Origin of the sequence: Parafrankia sp. EUN1f (assembly GCF_000177675.1) — a bacterium.
Taxonomy (GTDB): Bacteria; Actinomycetota; Actinomycetes; order Frankiales; family Frankiaceae; genus Parafrankia.
Window position 1 is genome coordinate 39,512 of record NZ_ADGX01000010.1, and the last position, 18,634, is coordinate 58,145.

Annotated in this window: 13 protein-coding genes; 5 read left to right on the forward strand and 8 right to left on the reverse strand. The window is 66.6% G+C overall.

Annotated features, from left to right (window positions below; all coding sequences use genetic code 11):
• Window positions 1-200: 200 nt before the first annotated feature.
• Window positions 201-1,091, forward strand: a complete 891-nt coding sequence (locus FREUN1FDRAFT_RS44945; protein WP_006538759.1) for an AAA family ATPase — start codon at window positions 201-203, stop codon at window positions 1,089-1,091.
• Between the two features lie 1,303 nt (window positions 1,092-2,394).
• Window positions 2,395-3,429, forward strand: a complete 1,035-nt coding sequence (locus FREUN1FDRAFT_RS04470) for a DUF2278 family protein (protein ID WP_006538761.1) — start codon at window positions 2,395-2,397, stop codon at window positions 3,427-3,429.
• A gap of 193 nt (window positions 3,430-3,622) precedes the next feature.
• Here the strand turns inward: FREUN1FDRAFT_RS04470 and FREUN1FDRAFT_RS04475 are convergent, their stop codons facing one another.
• On the reverse strand, window positions 3,623-5,110 hold the full coding sequence (locus tag FREUN1FDRAFT_RS04475) for a cytochrome P450 (protein ID WP_006538762.1): 1,488 nt from the start codon (window positions 5,108-5,110) through the stop codon (window positions 3,623-3,625).
• 187 nt (window positions 5,111-5,297) lie between these two features.
• Entirely contained in the window at window positions 5,298-5,927 is a 630-nt protein-coding gene (locus tag FREUN1FDRAFT_RS04480; RefSeq protein ID WP_006538763.1) for a hypothetical protein, read from the reverse strand.
• Window positions 5,928-7,445: 1,518 nt separating this feature from the next.
• On the opposite strand from FREUN1FDRAFT_RS04480, the gene FREUN1FDRAFT_RS39470 reads away from it, so the two are divergent.
• Window positions 7,446-8,057 carry a MerR family transcriptional regulator gene (locus tag FREUN1FDRAFT_RS39470; RefSeq protein ID WP_006538764.1) on the forward strand — a complete coding sequence of 204 codons (612 nt, stop codon included), beginning with the start codon at window positions 7,446-7,448 and terminating at the stop codon, window positions 8,055-8,057.
• Window positions 8,057-9,049, forward strand: a complete 993-nt coding sequence (locus tag FREUN1FDRAFT_RS04490) for an aldo/keto reductase (RefSeq protein WP_006538765.1) — start codon at window positions 8,057-8,059, stop codon at window positions 9,047-9,049. The genes FREUN1FDRAFT_RS39470 and FREUN1FDRAFT_RS04490 overlap by 1 nt, the downstream gene beginning before the upstream one ends.
• 243 nt (window positions 9,050-9,292) lie before the next feature.
• Here the strand turns inward: FREUN1FDRAFT_RS04490 and FREUN1FDRAFT_RS04495 are convergent, their stop codons facing one another.
• The 5 genes from FREUN1FDRAFT_RS04495 to FREUN1FDRAFT_RS04515 all read right to left on the reverse strand — a co-directional run bounded on the left by FREUN1FDRAFT_RS04495 (window position 9,293) and on the right by FREUN1FDRAFT_RS04515 (window position 17,192).
• Window positions 9,293-10,543 (reverse strand): DUF2786 domain-containing protein, encoded by a 1,251-nt coding sequence (locus FREUN1FDRAFT_RS04495; protein ID WP_157474322.1) that lies wholly within the window; start codon window positions 10,541-10,543, stop codon window positions 9,293-9,295.
• Window positions 10,544-11,650: 1,107 nt separating this feature from the next.
• A complete protein-coding gene (locus FREUN1FDRAFT_RS41010) occupies window positions 11,651-14,509 on the reverse strand; it encodes an NACHT domain-containing NTPase (protein WP_006538767.1) in 2,859 nt (952 codons plus the stop codon).
• A 158-nt stretch (window positions 14,510-14,667) separates the two neighbouring features.
• The gene (locus FREUN1FDRAFT_RS41015) at window positions 14,668-15,156 is read right to left on the reverse strand and encodes a gamma-glutamylcyclotransferase family protein (protein ID WP_083828549.1); all 489 of its coding nucleotides are present in this window, start codon (window positions 15,154-15,156) and stop codon (window positions 14,668-14,670) included.
• Complete coding sequence (locus tag FREUN1FDRAFT_RS04510) at window positions 15,041-16,237, reverse strand: hypothetical protein (protein ID WP_006538769.1); 1,197 nt, start codon at window positions 16,235-16,237, stop codon at window positions 15,041-15,043. Before FREUN1FDRAFT_RS04510 ends, FREUN1FDRAFT_RS41015 begins: the two co-directional genes overlap by 116 nt.
• Window positions 16,224-17,192 (reverse strand): helix-turn-helix domain-containing protein, encoded by a 969-nt coding sequence (locus tag FREUN1FDRAFT_RS04515; RefSeq protein ID WP_006538770.1) that lies wholly within the window; start codon window positions 17,190-17,192, stop codon window positions 16,224-16,226. Before FREUN1FDRAFT_RS04515 ends, FREUN1FDRAFT_RS04510 begins: the two co-directional genes overlap by 14 nt.
• Before the next feature lie 341 nt (window positions 17,193-17,533).
• On the opposite strand from FREUN1FDRAFT_RS04515, the gene FREUN1FDRAFT_RS04520 reads away from it, so the two are divergent.
• Entirely contained in the window at window positions 17,534-18,013 is a 480-nt protein-coding gene (locus FREUN1FDRAFT_RS04520) for a hypothetical protein (RefSeq protein WP_006538771.1), read from the forward strand.
• A 59-nt stretch (window positions 18,014-18,072) separates the two neighbouring features.
• Here the strand turns inward: FREUN1FDRAFT_RS04520 and FREUN1FDRAFT_RS04525 are convergent, their stop codons facing one another.
• Window positions 18,073-18,543 carry a helix-turn-helix transcriptional regulator gene (locus FREUN1FDRAFT_RS04525; protein WP_006538772.1) on the reverse strand — a complete coding sequence of 157 codons (471 nt, stop codon included), beginning with the start codon at window positions 18,541-18,543 and terminating at the stop codon, window positions 18,073-18,075.
• Between the last annotated feature and the right edge of the window lie 91 nt (window positions 18,544-18,634).

Consider the following 18,634-nt stretch of genomic DNA (forward strand, 5'->3'; position numbering starts at 1 on the left):
CCGCGCTGGTCGGAGTTCGGCGAGCCGGCCTCCACGATCCGGGTTGAACGCCAGGTAACCCGGGCGCGCGGGGTGAGAGGCTGGAGACCGGCCCGACAAGGAGCCAGGTTGGAACACGCGTGTTCGCACTCCCCGCGGTCGGCGCAGAGCGGCCACCGCGATGATCCTCGCGAGAACGCGACATTCAGGAGAGGACGAGCTTGGGGGCACCGGGCCTGGTTGGCCGCCGACGCGAGCGTGCCGCCATATCCGGCTGGCTTGCCGCCGCCCTCGGCGGGGCGCCGATGCTTGTGATGTGCGGGGGTGAGCCGGGCATCGGCAAGACCCGGCTGGCCACGGAGGCCGCCGACATGGCGGCGGCCGCCGGCGCACTCACCCGGTGGGCACGGGCGCATGAAGGCGTCGGTACCCCTCCTTTCTGGCTGTGGCGGCAACTGCTGCGTCCCGACCTGGCAGGGGAGGGGAACGGCCCGGCGGATCTGCCGACGATGATCGAGGCGAACTCGGCGGCCGACCGGATCGCGCTGTTCGACGCCGTCGTCCGTCGGGTGTTCGCGCTCCCCGAGCGTTCCGGCCTGCTGCTGGTGGTCGAGGATGCGCAGTGGGCGGACGAGCCGTCGCTCCTGCTGTTGCGCTACCTGGCTCGCGAGCTGCGCGGAGCGCGGGTGCTGGTCCTGGCCACCCATCGGACGGTAGGTGCCGGTGACGCGGGGCCGTGGCGCAGGATTCTCGCGGACCTGGGCCGGGAGCCGGTGACCGTGCAGGTGCGGCTGGCCGGACTGGACGAGGCGGAGACCGCCCACCTGGTACGGGCGGTCACCGACACGGCAGTGGCCGACGACGTGGCGAGGGAGGTGCACCGGCGGACCGGCGGCAACCCGTTCTTCGTCCGGGAGCTGGCCCGGATGCTGACGACGGACGCGGCTCTGGCCGGCCCGCGGCTGCCGGCGTCGCTCGTCGAGGTGGTGGGGCAGCGCGCGGCGGGCCTGTCCGGCCCGGCCCGCCGGATGCTGGCGGCGGCCGCGGTGCTGGGAGAGCAGTTCTCTCCAGGCTGGTCGACCCGTCCGCGAGTCCGGCCGCGGTCGCGGTGACCCCGTCCTTGACCTTGGCGAACAGCAGGACGAACCCGGCCTTCGCCGGGTCGTCGCCTGCGTTGGTGAACGTGATGGCGACCGGCCCGGCGGGAACGGTCTCCGGCAGGCCGGTGAGAGTCCCGGCGTCGTTGGTCACGGCGAGCGTGGGATAGCCGCAGTTGTCGACCATCCAGGCGTCGACGATCTGGCCCGCGGCGAAGAGCCCACTGCCTTCGTAGTCGATCGGCTGGCCCTGCCTGGCGGAATTCACCACGGAGACCAGGATGTCGACCTTGCTGGTCAGTTCGGCGGGGACGCTCGCGCGCAGCGTGGCGGCCAGCGGTTCGGCGGCCGCCGCGAAGGCCCGCAGCTCCGCGGCGGTCGGGGGCGGGGCCGCGGGATCGGACCCGGGGAAGCCGAGGCTGTTGATCGCGACTTCCGCGGCGCATGCTGCCCGCACGTCGCCTGCGGCCGCGGCGGCGGTGCCCAGGCTGGTGGTCGGCGGGCTGGTGACCGGGCTGGTGGCCGCGGCGGTAGCCGGCTCGTCGGAGGCCGCGGAACAGACGGCGGTCGCGGTCAAGGCCGCGGCGGCGACTACCGCAGCGGCACCGTGGCGGACGACGCGGAAAGCATTGGGAGACGTCACGGGAGCGCTCCTGGACTGGTGTGGCGGCGGGTGCTGGTTTCTGAGACGGCGCCTCGCGCCTTCCCGCTGCCGGCTCGCGCTCTCGCGGAGAACGGGCTGGAGAAGGGCGGTGCGAGTTCGCCTGTCCTCACTGACGGATGCCGGTCACGGCGTCCGGGAGGATCATGGCCGCCGCCGGGTGGCGCGGGAATCCGCCGAAATACGTATCGGACCTACGTATCGTCGGCGCCTGTGGCGCTCGCGGCGCTCGTTGCCGAGGGCGGGGGCCCGCACCTCGGTCCGCATCCCGCTTCGGGCGCGGATCGTTGCTACCCGGCGAAAAGCGTCGAAAGTCGGACGGTGCCGTTCAGGAGCCGGACGGTGCCGTTCAGATATCGGATGCGTTCGGGGGATGGCGCGTCGACGCGCGTCCGCCCACTGCGGCGGCTAGCGTGACGGGTTAGTAGCGGGCAGTGAGAATTCGGGGATCGTGGCCGACTCTGTGGATTTCTCCTGGGTCGCCGGGTTACTGCTTCCCAGGCTCGATACCGGTGAGGTGCCCCGGTCCTCATCACCCTCCCGTGTCAACAGGCAATTTCCCTCCTGGCATGTGCTCCTGAACGTCGCCTGGCCGCGACGGCAAGGAGTACATCTCGGAGCTTTTCTCTCGGTTGAGAAGAAACGGGTGTACCGCTGATGTCTCTGGATCGATACGGTGTTCTAAAAGGCCGGGTTCTTGACCACCGCCGGGAACCCGACGATGACACGCCGCACTACCAGATCCTCATCGACGGTGACGGTTCCGCTCGCGCGGCCGTCAACGTTCTTTCCTCTGGCCAGGAGTCGGACCCGAAGATGTCGGAACTGCTCTATGTTGCCGTGGAGGACTTCCAACATCCCATTCTTGCGGATCTCGAGAAACTGAAGGACGGGTACAAGGAGCTCGACCGGAAGCCCGGCGGGCTGGCGTTGGACTACATCCGCGGCAGTCTGTTCGACCGCACCGACCTGCGGGCGCTACCGGCGCACGAGCCCGGCGAGGACAATGATCTCGCCGATGTGCTCGACCACTACGTGACCCGAGCACAGGCGAACAACGGTAGCCGCATCTACGCCTTCGGTGAGCCGTGGTCGGCGGAGAAGGAAGCCGACAAGGTCTTCAGGTTCAGGCCGGGCCGAGGTATCCACAACATCCACATGAACCAGGGGAGCGCGGGCCGGTTCAAAGGCGACAACGGGGTGTGGCAGGACGGCGCGCTCCTGTTCCACTTCCCTGCCGCGGATCGCTGGGTCGCGATCTTCCTTGCGTTCCAGAGCCAGAGGTGGCACACCGATGACCGCACCGGCGGTGCGCTGCCGGACGTTCCGCAGGCCCGTCCGGGTGGCCAACCGGCGGAGGGCGAGCCCGACCAGCGGCTGCGGATCGTCGGAGCGCTCGTCAACGCGGTCGGCCCCTCGCCGGAGGACGAGTCCGTAACACTGATCAACACAACGACCGAGTCGGTTGACCTGGCCGGCTGGGCGATCGCCGACCGAGACCAGCACCAGGTGTCGCTGCCTGCCCGTACGCTGGCTGCGGGAGAGACGATCCGTATCCCGCTCGTACCACCTGTCGCGCTGGGAAACCACGGTGGGACGATCACTCTGCTCGACGCGGTCGGCCTCAAGGTCGATGGTGTCGCCTACACCGCCGCGGATGCCACCGAGGAAGGGCGCACCGTCGTCTTCTGACCCGGCGAAGCATGCCCGGTGGCCCCGGACTACTCCGGGGCCACCACAGTGCCCTCGCGTTGCCCACGACGGTCGTCCGTTCTCCGTGAGCACAGGCGGCGGCAGGACAGGCGGCGGTGGCTGGACGATGGCCGTGCCCGGCTCGGCGTGGAACGCTCGGCGGCCAGCGGCGGACGATCGACGGTCAGGGCCGTCAGCGGTGGCGATGGGCCACCATCGGTAGGCCGCCCCTGGGGCGCAGGGTGACCAGCGGTTCGGGCACGACCGGAGTGTCGGACGCCGGGGTGAATGACCAGCGGCGAGCGATCGCAGCCAGTGTCAGCACGCCCTCGGCGACCGCGAAGCTGTTTCCGACGCACTGGCGGGGCCCGGCACCGAAGGGGAAGTAGGCGAAACGCGGCCGGTTGTCCGCCGCCCCCAGCCAGCGGGTGGGATCGAAGCGGTCGGGATCGGGCCACCAGCGCTCGTGGCGGTGCATCACCCACTGGCTGAAGACCAGCGTTGACCCTGCGGGAAGCAGGTAGCCGGCTACCTCGTGGTCCGCGACGAGGTGGCGGCCCATCGCCCAGACCGGAGGATAGAGCCGCATCGACTCGGAGAACACCGCGTTCGTGTAGGTCAGCCTCGGCAGGTCCTCGATCGTGGGCGGCCGGCCGTCGAGGGCCGTGTCGAGCTCCTCCCGCAGCCGCGCCGCCACCGCCGGTTCGCCACCGAGCAGGTGGAACGTCCACGCCAGCGCGTTCGCGGTGGTCTCATGACCGGCGAGGAGCAGGGTCATCACTTCGTCGCGGATCTGGATGTCGTCCATCCGCTCGCCGGTGTCGGGATCCCGGGCGGCCAGCAGCAGCGACAGCAGGTCGGTGCCGGCTCCTGCGCTCGTGCCCGGTGCCTGGGCGGCGCGACGGCCGGTGATCATTTCGTGGACGGTGCGGTCGAGCGCTGCCCTGGCGCCCCGGCGCCGCCGTGCGGCTCGCAGCGGGAGGCGTTCCAGCCGCTCGAGGACGGGCAGGCCGGCCCGGCGCGCGACCGGCATGTTCTCGCTGACGGCGGTCCGCACGACGTCGACGACGTGGTCGGAGATGTCGACGTCGAACAGCGTCCTGGCGACGATCGCCAGCGTCATCTCCGTCATTTCTGCGTGCAGGTCCAGGGACTGGCCGTCCCGCCAGGTCGCTGCGGTGGCCTCGGCGAGGGCGACGAACTGGCCGCTGTAGCCGGCCATCTGCTTCTTGTGGAACAGGGGCTGGATCAGCCGGCGCTGGCGCATGTGCGCCTCGCCGGCGCTGGTCAGCAGGCCCTGGCCGAGCAGGAGCGTGAGCGGCTGCGTGACGGTTGTCCGCGAGCCGGGGCCACGGACGACGGCCCCCTTGGCGTAAAGGCGGTGACCGCTGACCAGCGCGTCGGCGATCGCGTCCGGGTCGGACACGAGGAAGGCGGACACCGGCCAGCTCGCCAGCCGCGCGATCGGCCCGTACCCACGGCGGATCTCGGCGAGCCGGGTCAGCGGGTCGGCCCGCAGCCGCCGCACGGCCGCCATCGGCCCACTGGCCGGGCCGGGCACGTCGGTCGCGGCCCGCGGGGCCGATTCCCGCGTGGACACCGGGGCCGCTGCGGTGGCCGGTCTGACCAGGGGAGAAGGAAACAGCGGGTGGTCGGGTTCGGATGCCGTCGGGCGCGTCATGCGGCGCCTCCTTGTACCGACGTAGGGAAGGACGTAGAGAAGGCGGATCGGGACTGTCGAGGTGGGACACGGGCGGACCTTGGTCCGTGCGGGCAGCGGCACGGCCGCGGTGGGCAGGCCGGGCGGTTCCTGACCGGCGAGGCCGGCAAGGTGCGCGCTGTGGTTCCGACGGTCATCCGGACGTCCGTCAGCCGGGAAGGAGGACAAACGCCACCAGCAGGGCGATCTTCAGGGCGAGGACGAGGTCGCCGGCGGGACCGGACACGTGGGGCAGTCCGATCGCTGCCAGGACACGGGTGGCTGCCTCCCGGGCCTTCGGCCACAACAGCAGCACGACGCTGACGCCGCAGCCCGCAACAGCGGCCTGGATGCCGACCGGCTCGGCCGTGAACATGACGGCGATCGCCGACGCCGCCACCATCGCGAATGCCTTGATTCCGGCGATCGCCGACGCCGCCACCATCGCGAATGCCTTGATTCCGGCGATCGCCGACGCCGCCACCATCGCGAATGCCTTGATTCCGGCGAACGCCACCAGCGCGTGCGCGCGGGGAAGCAGGACGGTGGCGAGGCCCGCCGAGATCAGGACCATGGCCAGCGTGGTCAGCCCGGTTGTCGGCTCCGGTTCGACCTCGGCCAGGCGAGCCATACGCAGGCCGGGAGCTGGGTGCTCGAGCCCGGAGACGGTCACCGCGAGCACGGTCAGCCCGGCGACGGCGGCCTGAACCACGCGCAGCACCAGCAGCGCGGCGAGAACGAAAAGCAGCCTGGTCGCGCGCCGCCGGCTGGCCGAAGTCACCACGGAGTTCATCGACATGGAGCATCGCTCCGCCGAGCACAATGTGCTGCTCGGCGACAGGGCAGCGGTCAACCGTTACCGGCAGGTGCTGAGCCTGCGCCGGGCCGTCGGTGCGTGCCCGTGACCTGGGCGATTCCGATCGACCCGGCCAAGGCGCCCCGGCTGGGCGCGGCACTCACCGCCCACCGCCCCGCTCGGCGTCTGGACAGACCCGTGGGGCGCGTCCGTGCTGGTCACAGCGGTCGGAGACGGGACGGCGAACGTGCAGTGACGGCGAGTTCATAGTGGTCGTGGCGGATGTTCCGCATGAAGGGCTGCGACGACGAGGTTGCGCAGAGTGAGTGGGGCTGGTGGTGGAGGACCGGTGGTCGGTACTGAGCCTACGGGCTTGTGTCGGGAGCCCGTCTTCGCCCTGGCACGCGCGCCGCATGCACCCCATGCGCCGGGTGTGACGCCCGGGGGAAAGCCCAGGAACCGATGCCCATCTGTCGGGCACAGGCGAGGAAAGGCCGGAAGGGTGAATGAGATGAACCGTTGATGGAAGCCTCGTAATCAGAAGCGCGGTGAGTGCCCGGTGGTGTAGCGGGCTACACCACCGGTTGGGGAGTCCTCACCCTCGTGGCGAAGACCGTCTCGCGGAATCGTGTGAGACGACGAAGGACACTCCTCACCGGCACTTCAGCTGGCCGGATGCGTGCGCGGGGCCATTCTGGTGACCCGGCCGCGGAGCGGAAGGCCTGCCCCCACGCATGTCGATCCACATCGATCTCGGAGCACCCCGATCAGGCAGCTTCCCACGTCCTGCCCCGGCAAAAAGCTGAATATCGCTGACGCCCTACGGATGGCCGCGGGGAGAACTGTGCCTTTCGTCTGGTCCTGCATGCTCTGGGCGGCTTTCGCCGTAAGTATCACAGGAACGATCGCCGGAGCGAAGATCCTTGATCTCGACGGTGCGCAAGGTAAAGCCGTGAGCTACGGCTCGATCGCCCTCTCTCTCCTGGTGGGATCGCTTCTGGCACGGCGAGAGCCCCTGAGATCGCTCCTCAGGCCGACGAAGATGCAATGGTTCTTGTTTCTTTTCAACGGCGGCATCGCCGAGGGTTCCTATCTCTTCGTTGACGGCAACAATGGTATCGGCCTCGCCGTTGGGATGGGACTGGTCGCCCTCGGAGCGGGTATTGGCCTGCTGAAACATCCGAACCGGTCCGCCGCCGGCCGGAATAATGTGCTCCGTCGGGCGCTGTCGCGTCGGCAGTCCACCATCCAGCGGCCGTTATCCGGCCATGATCGGGTGCTGCGTCGGCGTCGTGGCTGTCCACCGGTTCCGACGCCGGAGTTTCGCGGGGTTCCGGTTCCCGCCGAAGGTGATGTGTCGATGGACATCCGCTGGCGTCCGTCCTCGTTCACCAGGACTCGTCGACCGTCGACCGTCCGTCCAGTGGAGCTGCCTGATCGCTTGACGTCGCTGGAGACGCCGGACGGTTCGAGCGCGGTCTGGTTTGACTTCGAGCGCGCTCTAAGCTCTAGCGTCGGGGCATGGTCACGATCGACGGGCTCGATGAGCGCGATCTCGGAGTCTCGGGCTCGCGCCGGCCGGATGTCACGCCCACCGAGCCGGACGCCGACTCCGATGCACCCCCCGTCCTCGTCGCGGGCCCGGATTTCCGACTCGACGCCGTCGGTATCGCTGACACGGCCGGCATCGCTGACATCAGCGGCAGCGCCGGCAGCGGCAGCGCCGGCAGCGGCAGCGACGTCGAGCACACCGTCGCCCCTCCGCTCACCGGTCTCACGATCGCCGAGGCGGCGAAGGCGACGGGCGTCAGCGCGCACACGCTGCGGTACTACGAGCGCGTGGATCTGATGCTCGAGCGCGTGTCCCGAGCGCCGTCGAGTCATCGCCGATACGACGATGAGGACCTGCGCTGGGTCGGGACACTGACCGCACTACGCCGCACCGGCATGCCGATCCGGCAGATCGCCCGGTATGCGGCGCTGGTCCGGGCTGGCGACGGCAACGAGGCGCGGCGACTCGACCTGCTGGCCGCGCACCGACGGCTCGTCGCCGAGCGGCTGGAGGAAGTCCGCCGTCATCTCACGGCCATCGACAACAAGATCGATATCTATCGGAAGAAGGTCGACGACTGATGCCAACCTCCACCCTGCGCCAGATACCGCTCGGTGCCCAGGGCCTTCAGGTCTCCGCCCAGGGCCTGGGCTGTATGGGCATGTCCGACTTCTACGGCACCCGCGACGACGAGGAGTCGGTGGCCACCATCCGCCGGGCGCTCGACCTGGGTGTGACGTTTCTCGACACAGCTGACATGTATGGACCGCACACGAACGAGAGGCTGGTCGGGCGGGCCATCGCCGGCCGCCGCGACGAGGTGGTCATCGCGACCAAGTTCGGGATTGTCCGCGACCCGGCCAACCCGCTCGCACGCGCTGTCAACGGCCGGCCGGAATACGTGCACTCGGCCTGCGACGCATCCCTCTCCCGGCTCGGGGTCGATCACATCGACCTTTACTACCAGCACCGGGTCGACCCCGACGTGCCGATCGAGGAGACCGTGGGGGCCATGGCCGAGTTGGTCGCGGCGGGGAAGGTGCGCTTTCTCGGACTCTCGGAAGCGGCCCCGGCCACCATCCGCCGGGCGTATGCCGTGCACGCGATCAGCGCGCTGCAGACCGAGTACTCCATCTGGTCCCGCGACCCTGAGAAGGAGATCCTCCCGACAGTTCGCGAGCTCGGTATCGGTTTCGTCTCGTACAGCCCGCTGGGGCGGGGGTTCCTCACCGGGAGCTTCCGCGGTGCCAAGGATTTCGAGGCCGGGGACTTTCGTGGCTCCCTGCCCCGGATGAACGAGGAGAACCTGGAAACGAACCTCGCGCTGGTGGCGGAGATCGAAAAGATCGCGGCGGCGCGGGGATACACACCGGCACAGGTCGCCCTCGCCTGGGTACACCATCAGGGCGCCGATATCGTCCCGATCCCAGGGACGAAGCGACGTACCTACCTGGAGCAGAACGCCGCCGCCGCAGATCTCGAGCTGAGCGACGGGGAGCTCGAGACCTTGGCACAGGCAGGCGAGAGCGTCCGGGGCGAGCGGTATCCGGACATGTCCAGCATCGACCTGTAGGTTGAAGGGCCTGAGTATCAGAGGGCCTGTCTCGTTCTCGGCTGAGACTCGGACGAGCCGGGCGGTACCACCGAGTCAGTCTGTTGCGTGCATCGAAGTAGCCCAAGACGGGCCCGCTTCCGCAGGCAAACGCGCAGGCCACCACCCAGATCGGAGTTCTGGAGCTCCACAGGGCAGGGCAGCGATGATTTTCCTGCTTCGTATGCGGCCGTGGCAACCGTCGCTGCCTCCGCTGCCTCCTGCTCAGGCTCCGGTGTTGGTGTTGGCACTGGCGTCGGCCACCTCGTCCCGGACACTGAGCGAGGCGAGATTGGCGGCGGCCCGGCCGAGGACGCCGCCTTCCACATCGGCGGCGTTCACGGTTTTCGCCACAACTTCGGGGAACATCCTCTCGGCCGCCTCCCGGACGCCGTCGTTGCGGGCGGCGAGTGCGGGCAACAGCCGGCTGTCGCCCGAGGCGGCAGCGGCGTCGGCACCCGCCTGCTCCGTCGCGGTCGCGAGTCGTTCGCCGATCCGGGTCGCGAAGGAGATGAGGAAGGACTTGCGGAACGCGCGGGTCCGGGACCGGCCGTACCGGTCCTGGCGGCCGCCGGCCCGCGTCACCGCCGCGGTCGCCTGCACCAGCAGCGAGGTGTAGAGCAGCTCCACGGCCTCCAGATCCCTCGGGTACCCGATCACCGTCATGAACCCGAGGTTCCTCACCCAGATCGAGCGGCAACGGTTCGCCTCTGCGATCACGTTCAGCAGGATGGCCTTCGGCTCCTCATAAGGGTTGCCGATGCCGATCCGGCTCGCGCCCGGCTCGTGCGCAGACGCAGACGCAGACGCAGACGATTCGCGAGCCGCCAGCAGCGCGTCATCGATGCTGTACCGGGCCATCAGCTGCTGGGCCTTGGTGGTCAGGGCCTCGGCCTCCTCCGCGAAGGTGGTCGATTCGGCCTTGGCCAGCAGCGCGCGGACCCTGTCCAGGACACGGGGATCGCCGACGGGGCCGCGGGCACCACGCCGTGCGGCCCCCGGCAGGGGCCCCAGCATCTGGATCGCGGGCAGGCCGTGGATCAGAACAATCAGTTCGATGGCGTCGTGGATCACTTCGGCTCGCCCGCGGCCCTCGTGCGTGCCCCAGGCGTCCAGCAGTTCGTCATCGCCCCACCAGACGGTGGCGTCGAGGGCCTGCAACTGCGCATCCCACCGTTCGTCAACGGTGGCGGCGTCGTAGCCACGCATCATCGCGGCCACGATGTCGATGGCCATGCGCGCCGACCGGCTACCGACCTCGCGGCTGGCGAAGCGGTGGAGGTCCGCCGGTTGCCAGCCGCGGCGCCAGGCAGTGCTGACGGTGCGTTCGAGCCAGCCGGTCAGCGCCTGGTTGACGACCTGGTGCCCGCTCGACCCGGCCAGGTTCCGCACCTGTGCTGCCGCTGCGGCGGTGAGGCCGTTGACGTGGGCGTTCAGCGCCTCGGCGATCATCAGGTCGGCGGTCTCCCGGAGCATCGTCCGGTGGTCATGCTCCTGATCGATTCGGCCTGCAGGACCCGCAGGACTTGCAGGACCCGCAGGACTTGCAGGACCCCCCGTAGGCCCTGTGTCACCGGCCTTGCCTGTGTCACCGGCCTTGCCTGTGTCACCGGCCTTGCCTGTGTGATCGGCTTGCGCGCGGGCACGCGCCTCGCGCGCCTGCTGCTTGGCCTTGCGCTTCTCGCGGTTCTCGCGGTTGCGAGTGCCCATGGTCGCCTCGCAACGGTTCGTCCGGCCGGCTGGTTCCGGTGGTAGCACCTGCTGCCAAGTATGCCAACCGCCCAGGAGTCGCTTGAGAGAAGCAATCGGTCTGGCCGAGGTGCGACAAGATGACGAAGCGGCCGTAACGGCGCGGACGGGTCAGCCGATACCCTCCGGCGCCGAGGCCAGCGGCGGCACCTTCGCGAAGCCGGATCCGGTGGCACCTACCCGCGTTCACGGCCTACGCCACACCGCGGCCGTGCTGCTGTTCTCCGCCGGTGCCGACCGGAACGAGATCCGCGCCCTGCTCCGGCGCACACCAGGCTGGCCACCAGAGCGGAAATCTACGCGCACATACTCACCAGGCTGCACCGCCTGTCAGCTACCGACCGTGGACGAATTGGGGAGGGGGATCGGGCCGCGGAAACGTGATCGTTTTCAACTGCAGTACTTGAGCCTGGAAGCGGCAGAGCCCCGCAGCCTTGGATGGGGGCTGCGGGGCTCTGGCCTGTCTCAACCGTGCGTGCGCTCGGAGGGACTCGAACCCCCAACCTTTTGATCCGTAGCCCTCGGCGCACCGTCCACGAACGTCCACCGACGTCCATCGGTGCAGGTCGCGGGCTCGGCGATGTCCACCGACGTCCACGGGTGTCCACCCCGGTTGCAGTACAACTGCAGTACGGCGGCTCGGGCCGTTGTAGTCACGGAGCGTTTGTAAATCCCGTTCATCCGTGGATTGGAGGGATGTCGGCGCTCCGTCTCCTGCCACTCATATTGGCTTTCGCATCGCATAATCCGGAATCTCGTAGGTGGGCACCATCGGCATCGGACCATTGTTCGCGGTGGATTCCTCCAGGCGGAGATGTTTCGGATCTCTACTGACTATCTTATTCTCTGTGGAAGCAATTTCTTGCCTCGACACCAAGAAGATGACCAAGATCCATAGGTTGAAGATAGCGAGTCAAGTTCCGAGTTAGAGAATCGTGAGATTGTGGGTTCAAATCGTTTGACATTTGAAACCGAAGTGCGGGTTGCGGCCATCCTTAGAAAGGAGTCGAAAGTCTCGGTCCCAAAAAAGATTGGCCGAAGGAATTCTTCGACACATTCTTTCTCGCTTCCCTCCCAGAGTAGTGCGCAGAACCATCTAGAAAGTGCTGGAAATCTATCGTTGGTAGTGCGTCTGGAACTGTTGGAGACGGCTGCAATAAGAAGTTTCCGAAGATCATAACCGATCTCGCCGTAAATTCGTACGCTGCCGATACTGCGATCAACGTAGGAGAGTAGGGCGGCGTCATTTTCTTCGTTCGTCAAGTTACCCTGAAGAACCAGACGAATGTAAGACCCGAGTACGGCACCTCCGTAGGGGTAGTCGTTTATGTAATGAATAAAAAGCCCTCCGGAGCGAAATTTCTGTATATGATCTTCGATCGTATGAAGTCGATCCCTGATAAGCAAATTCGTGACAGCCAAGTTGTTGCTCGTAAGAAGCTTTTGGCTGACCGAAGTGGCGATAGTCCGATATATTGGATTCCAGTCCTCTTCGAATAGCGCTGTCTGTCCAAGAAAAAACCCGCGACACCAGAGGGCAACGAAATTCTCCCCTAGCGTCCATTCTGTTTTCGTGCCCGCGGGTGGCGAATTGTACCCCTCCAGAGCCACTCTCTCAAATCGGGATCGCGGATCCCGATAGAGTTCGAGAATAGCGCCAAGTGCGTCTCCCGTGAAAGCATCTTGAGAGGCTGCAGAGAGGCCGTCGTTCAAGTGTGCGAATACTCTATCGACGACGGTTTGACGAATTGGCGATGAATTAAGTAGGCGCAGGCAGAGTGATAGGTAGCGGTATCTGCGAAGTGGCCCAGTGCTGAGTCCAATCAGTCGGTCAACGATGTTTGCTGCCCCATTGTCAAACTTTTCCTCGGCGCATTGAACGATTACGTCCGGAAGAACCGAGCTAGGGTCACTCTCAAACGCCCCAACTACCTCAGAAACGACTTCTTCGACTGTATTTGCTCTCCGAACCAAACCCTCCGCCGCGTAGTACTCATTGAAGGTGCGATGCGTAAACGAGAATAGGCGTTGGTTCCGCTCACTAGTTCCTCTAGCGGTCAGTAGCCACGCGCGATCGGCGCAAAACTCAAGAAAGTCGTGAGCACGTTGTCGTGCAGCCTCAGGTTCAACGACAGAGGTGTCCTGGAAGAACCTGGAGATTACATTCTCAAGCTGACGTTCTTCGACTCCGCGTTGGGCCGCTGCGCTCCGGTAGTAGAATAATGCTAGCTCTTGCATCAATCGAGCGCCATACTGGCGGTGATCGAATGGTGTCTCGATCTGCCGCATCGAATCCCATCGCCGAAACAGCAAATCTGCACAGTCTCTATATACATCCCGACGGTTTGTCGGGATGTACCCCCGGGTTCGGTAGAGAGTACAAAGAAGCGATAGCATTAGAGGATTCGGTGAAATATCGGAGATGCTTTCAAGGTCTCGTAGAAAATGACTTTTTTCTAGTTCGGTGCGACGGGTGATCTGGAACCAGCGTTCTACATAGTCGGCAATTTGTGGCTGCGTGAACTCGGCAAGTTCGTAGTTTTGGAAAGGCCGACTAAAGGAAGCCTTCTTGTATCCTACTCTTCTTGCGGTTGCAAGGATGGTCGCAAGGGGAAAACGGTGTCCGAAAGCTTGAATGCGAGCGATAAAAGCTCGCCTCTGTGGAATATCGATGATTTCGTCAACGCCATCGAATATTACAAGTGTGCGGCCGAGTGAGAGTAATGCGGAGAGATCTTTCTCGGAAACCTCCAGGGAGAGCTCCACTGACAGGAATCTGGCCAACAGTGAAAGTACTGTGTCTTCCCTCGTCGGTTGATACTGCCTGCACAAGAACAGCAGGGGAGCTACTCGATCGTCGGGAGTGTCAAGATGAGAAACTTGGTTGATTAGGTGCCTTACAAACGTGCTCTTTCCGACTCCCGGATCGCCAGTGACGACTATTCGCGACCCAGCAGGAGACCCAATTATCAGTCGATCTGCCTCGAATCTTTCTCCGGAAGCAGTGTTTGCAACATCTCGGTCGACATAGAGATTTTCGAACCCAATTCGATACTCATCTTGGGCATGTTCGATTCGCATTTCCGTGTAGTAGTTCTGCATTGCTCGCTGGATGTCTGAAACGAGACCGCCGAGATAAGCGAGCCTATCAACGTCGTGTGCCGCATCGACAATTTCTCGTAGAAACGGAGGTGCATAAGTGCTTTCGCCTTGGAGGAGTGCGGATCCACCGAAGGTTAGAATTTTCTCTTTCTCTTCTGTCGGTATCTCGCCCAGGGCAGATTGTGTTGGCAAAGATCGATTGATGGCCGTGGTGAGAAGGTGCCACAGTGGCTCGTGGAGACTCGCCCATTCGGCGCTATTCTGCTTGCACCAATCTTCGGTAAGGCTCGCGAAGCCGAGTGCAGACTTCTCTTCTACGATCTTGATAACTTCTCGCGGGCATGCAATTCGAGCGATGCAGTAGCTTTTTGTTAGGCGAGCAACCTCGGGACCTTTTAGAAATTCTTCTATCTGTAGTATCTGACCCTCTGTTGCTATTGCCTCGATCTCTCCTTCGATTTCAAGGGTCTGGTCGCCTATGATTTCGGGAGAGTGTACCGCTTGCGATCTAGCATTGCCCATTTTCTTGGCTGTTCCGATTACCATTGAGCCGATGGCTCGTCCTAGAACGCCTCCGATTAGCGGATCCATCAGTAGCCCCCGGTGTGGTGTAGTCCGTAGCGATGTCGTGATTAATAGGAGAGTCTCGCGTTGCGCCGGCGAGCATGGCGCGGCAGCGCCAGGCGCAGCCGTCGCGCGGCGCGGGATCCGCACTTGATCCTAAATTGGCGGTTTCGGCAACGTCTGGCCTACGTGGTTGCCTCGTGTCGGCGGCGCCATGCGGCGCATCGTTCGACGTAGGCGGGTAGGTGGTCGCGGGCGAAGTCGTCCGGGCTCCACGCTGCGGCGGGGAGTAGCTCGGCGGTGTTGGCGCAGACGTAGGCCCATGCGTGGCGGTCGTGGTCCAGGGCGATGCGTCCGACCGTGTAGAAGTCGGCTTCGAATGCGTCCAGCGTGACCCACTCGCTCGGCGTGAGGTCGTCGAAGAGGTGGCCGGTCGCGGTGGCGTCCTGGTCGTGGATGAGGCCGGGGTAGATGCGTTCCGGCAGGGCGATGACGCGCCATCCGGTAACAGCAACCGGGGTGCGGTGGGGGTCGCGGTCGATGAGGACGCGTAGAACGTCAGGGAAGAGAAGGCTTCCGTAGACGAAGAGGGGTGCCGGGTCCGCCGATGCGGGGGCCAGTCGGCCAAAGGCCGGTGAGCTGGTGCGGGGTGAGGGGCTGTGTGTAGGTGGCACGGAAGACCTTCCCCACGGTGTCGGTGTCGGCGGTGTCGGCGAGGTTGACGAACCAGTCGATGCCGGCGGGGTAGGCCCACAGGTAGCTGCGTAGCTGGGGGTCATTGCCGCGGTCGGTGAGGATGTCGGCGATCGTGCCCGTGGTCCAGAACGGGACGCGGGTGCGGGCGTGCTCGGCGCATGCGGCGGCGGAGTGGCCGGTGTTGACGGCCTGGTGTAGCTCGGCGCGGACGAGCTGGAGGTAGTGGTCCAGGCGGACGCGGGCGGCTACGGCGGAGTCGTCGGGGATGACGAACAACGGCATGGCCTGGGCGATGCCCTCCAACAGCACCTGGTACGGCACGTGGACCGACAGCAGGCGCGGCCACGGAACGTCGGTGCTCTCGGCGGTGCTGGTGTAGCTGGCACTCTGCAGCGCGTGGCCGAGGATCTCGTGTAGGGCGAACTGGCGTAGCCGGGTCTTGGTGAAGGCGGCGTTGCGAAGGTTGAACCGTAGCCGGACCTGGTGGCCGGTGCCGTCCAGCCAGTAGGCCCAGTAGGCGTCGACGTCGGCGGTCGTGATGTCCAGCGTGTACGGCGCATCCGTTTCGGCAACCGCGCGGACGGCCGGCTCCAACTCGTCCGCGGCGGCGCGGATCAGGTCCGGTGCGTCGGCGGTGTCGACGGGGCCTTCGGCGTCGCGGAGCTGGCGGTCCGTGTCCGGTCCCCAGGAGATCCCGAGGTCGGCCAGTGCCGCGCGGGCGCGCTCTCCCACGGCGGTGACGTACTCGTCGGGCCATCCGCCGGCGGGGCATCCCTGGGTGGCAATCAGGTAAGGGTCGAGCGGGGGCCGCTCGCCGAGCAAGGCGGCCAGGTAGGCCAGGTGCGCGCGGAGCTGCTCGGCGCACACCTGGTCGTCCTCGGCTTCGGCGCGTTCGTGCAGCCTGCTGAGCGTCTCGTAGACGTCCAGGCGGCTCGGGGCCGCGGTGACCGGCTCGTCGACGGGCGCACAGTCGAAGTCGATGACCGGGGCGGCGCCACGGGCTATTTCGTGGGCGTCCCAGGCGCGTAGGGCCTGCTCGATGGCGTCACGTAGACGCATGCGGGGTGTCCCACCGGAGCGTGACGAACTGGTTCGGGCGCAGGTTGCGGCGGGTCAACTCGATGACGATGCCGTTCTCGTCCCGGGCGATGGACAGGCTTTCGGTGGCGGTGATCTCCGATCCGTCCGGCCTGTCCTCGGTGGCGGAGCACCGGGTCAGGGCTGTCACGCCCTGGTGGCGAAGCCGGATCGTGAACAGGCCGGTGGGGCGGACGATGGACTGCCGCCAGTAGTGGTCGTAGACGAACCGTCCGCCGGTGCTGCGGTAGCCGACCACCGCGGATTCCCCGGGCTGGATGGCGGGGAAGATCTGGCAGGCGAACCGGGCGGATAGCGCGGTGTCGTGGACGCGCTGGATGATGATGTTCCGGTCGGGCGACGGCAGGGCCTCGATGTCCAGCGGGCCGCGGGTTGTCTCGAACCACAGCTCGCGGTTCAGGCGGGTAAAGGCCGTGTCGGTGCCGTTGTAGATCTCGTGCCGATAGGTCAGGGTCGCCCATCCGTCGTCGGCCACGTCGATGTCGATGGTCACGCTGCGGTCCTCGACATCGCCGGCAGGCGCGGCGGGAACGGGCCCGGATGTGGGTCCGGCTGGCTGCCCGGGGATGACCGGCGTGGGTGACCCGGGGGCCGCTGCTTCGGCAACTGTCGCGGGGGCGGTGGCTTCCCATGGACGCGGGGCGAGACGGAAGTACGCCCCGGGGATGCGTAGGGCATCGGCGATGCGCTCGACCAGGTCAAGCGTGGTGATGCGGGTCTCTCCGGACATGACCCGGCTGACGCGGCTTTGGGTGAGGCCGCGGACGGGCGAGGAGACGCGGTCCTGGCTGGCTCCGTCGTACTTGCGCATGAGACGGAAGATCGTCCCGAAGTCCATGGCTTCGCAGGCGGCGCGGAAGTCGTCCCGGGCGAGGAGTTCGGGCGAGACGGTGTAGGGAGGGGCGGGCTGGGCCATCCGCCATCTCCTCCGGGTCCGGGCCGACTACCAGGGTCAGCGGGTGGTCATGTCGCTACGCAGAGACTAACCCGGCCATGCGACGTTGGTATGGCCAGTTCGCCGTAGTTGTGAGGATCAGGCGCTCGGCTGGCGCTCGCCAACCGCTCGCTGAACGGAACCCCACCGGCTCGTCCATGCACACCGTGCATTGCCAACTTGACGTTTCGTGACACATCCGGGTAGCGGGAGGCTGATCGGCAAGCCACCCCGTTCCGCGCCTGAGACGGGCGTCCTCCGCGGGGCGGGGTGGCGTCCAGAGCGGCAGACAGCGTGAACGGACGAACTGGGGGTGCGGCGGCGTGGCCGATGAGGTGCGGGAAAGTCGGGACAGCGTGCGGCGGACCCCCGGGTTTGCGATGCGCTGGGCCCACGGTTCGGCCGATGTGGACGGCGACCCCGGGGTGGGGCTGCTGCCCTGGGGTGACGATGCCTGGGCGCTGGTGGTGCCGTCGGGCTCGTCGGCGTCGGCGCTGGCGGACGCGATGGTCGGGATGCCGGACGGGCTGCGGTTCGTGGAGGCGTTCGGCGATGTGGACGTGGTCCTCGTGTACGCGGCGGCGGGAGTGCGGGTGTCGCGGCGGGAAGCTCCGCGGTCGCTGCTTCGGCAGATGCTCGGGGGCGACCCTGCCGCGGTGGGGAACGATGACGGCCGGTGGCTGACGTCCGGCGAGGACGACACCGATGAGACGGCCCCGTCGGAGCTGCTGGTGGACGTGCTGCGTCGTCACGCGATCCGCCGTCGGACCCGGCCCGTGTGGACACCGCCGTCGTTGAGCTGACCGCACTGCTAATGCGGTAGGGGGTGGGCCGGATCTCGTCGGGGGGATCCGGCCCACTGTCATGTCCGGCTGGTTCCGTCGTGGCGTCGGGACGAGTCGGGCTTGCTGTCGGGCGGTGCCGAGTCGTGGGCCGCGCTGACGGCGTGTTCGACAGCGGCGAGCCTGGTCAGGATCTCGGTCAGACGGTCCTCGACGCGGGTCAGGACGGTGAGGATCTCCCGTCCGGTGGGCTCGGCCGGCTCCGGGTCGGCGGCCGATCCGGTAGCGAGTAGCACCTGAATCAGATGATCGTCGGGCCACTCCAGGGCGCGGGCGATCGACGCGAGGGTCTTGTTCTGCACCCGGCGGCCGGCGCCGTGCTGCAGCTCGCGCAACGTCGACACGGACACCCCGGAGAGGCGGGCAAGGTCCTGCTGGCCGATGCGGCGCCGTGCCATCCGCTCGTTGAGCGCCACGGCAACGGCGGTCCAGTCCTCATCATCAACGGGGCCTCTGGTCCGGTACACCGGCGCGGTTTTCCGGTCAGCCATGCGCGCATATTAGCGGCCTGCAAAGCAGGCGGAAACGCATACCCGGGCTTCATATCAACGTGGCATGGGCCATGCGGTCCCGCATGGCCGT

Excerpts from the sequence above, each read along its gene's own strand:
- FREUN1FDRAFT_RS04510 (WP_006538769.1), bottom strand. The coding sequence starts at position 16,237 with ATGCGTCTACGTGACGCCATCGAGCAGGCCCTACGCGCCTGGGACGCC.
- FREUN1FDRAFT_RS04470 (WP_006538761.1), top strand. The coding sequence starts at position 2,395 with ATGTCTCTGGATCGATACGGTGTTCTAAAAGGCCGGGTTCTTGACCAC.
- FREUN1FDRAFT_RS04490 (WP_006538765.1), top strand. The coding sequence starts at position 8,057 with ATGCCAACCTCCACCCTGCGCCAGATACCGCTCGGTGCCCAGGGCCTT.
- FREUN1FDRAFT_RS41010 (WP_006538767.1), bottom strand. The coding sequence starts at position 14,509 with ATGGATCCGCTAATCGGAGGCGTTCTAGGACGAGCCATCGGCTCAATG.
- FREUN1FDRAFT_RS04495 (WP_157474322.1), bottom strand. The coding sequence starts at position 10,543 with ATGCTCCGGGAGACCGCCGACCTGATGATCGCCGAGGCGCTGAACGCC.
- FREUN1FDRAFT_RS04480 (WP_006538763.1), bottom strand. The coding sequence starts at position 5,927 with ATGTCGATGAACTCCGTGGTGACTTCGGCCAGCCGGCGGCGCGCGACC.
- FREUN1FDRAFT_RS39470 (WP_006538764.1), top strand. The coding sequence starts at position 7,446 with ATGGTCACGATCGACGGGCTCGATGAGCGCGATCTCGGAGTCTCGGGC.
- FREUN1FDRAFT_RS04515 (WP_006538770.1), bottom strand. The coding sequence starts at position 17,192 with ATGGCCCAGCCCGCCCCTCCCTACACCGTCTCGCCCGAACTCCTCGCC.
- FREUN1FDRAFT_RS04525 (WP_006538772.1), bottom strand. The coding sequence starts at position 18,543 with ATGGCTGACCGGAAAACCGCGCCGGTGTACCGGACCAGAGGCCCCGTT.
- FREUN1FDRAFT_RS04475 (WP_006538762.1), bottom strand. The coding sequence starts at position 5,110 with ATGACGCGCCCGACGGCATCCGAACCCGACCACCCGCTGTTTCCTTCT.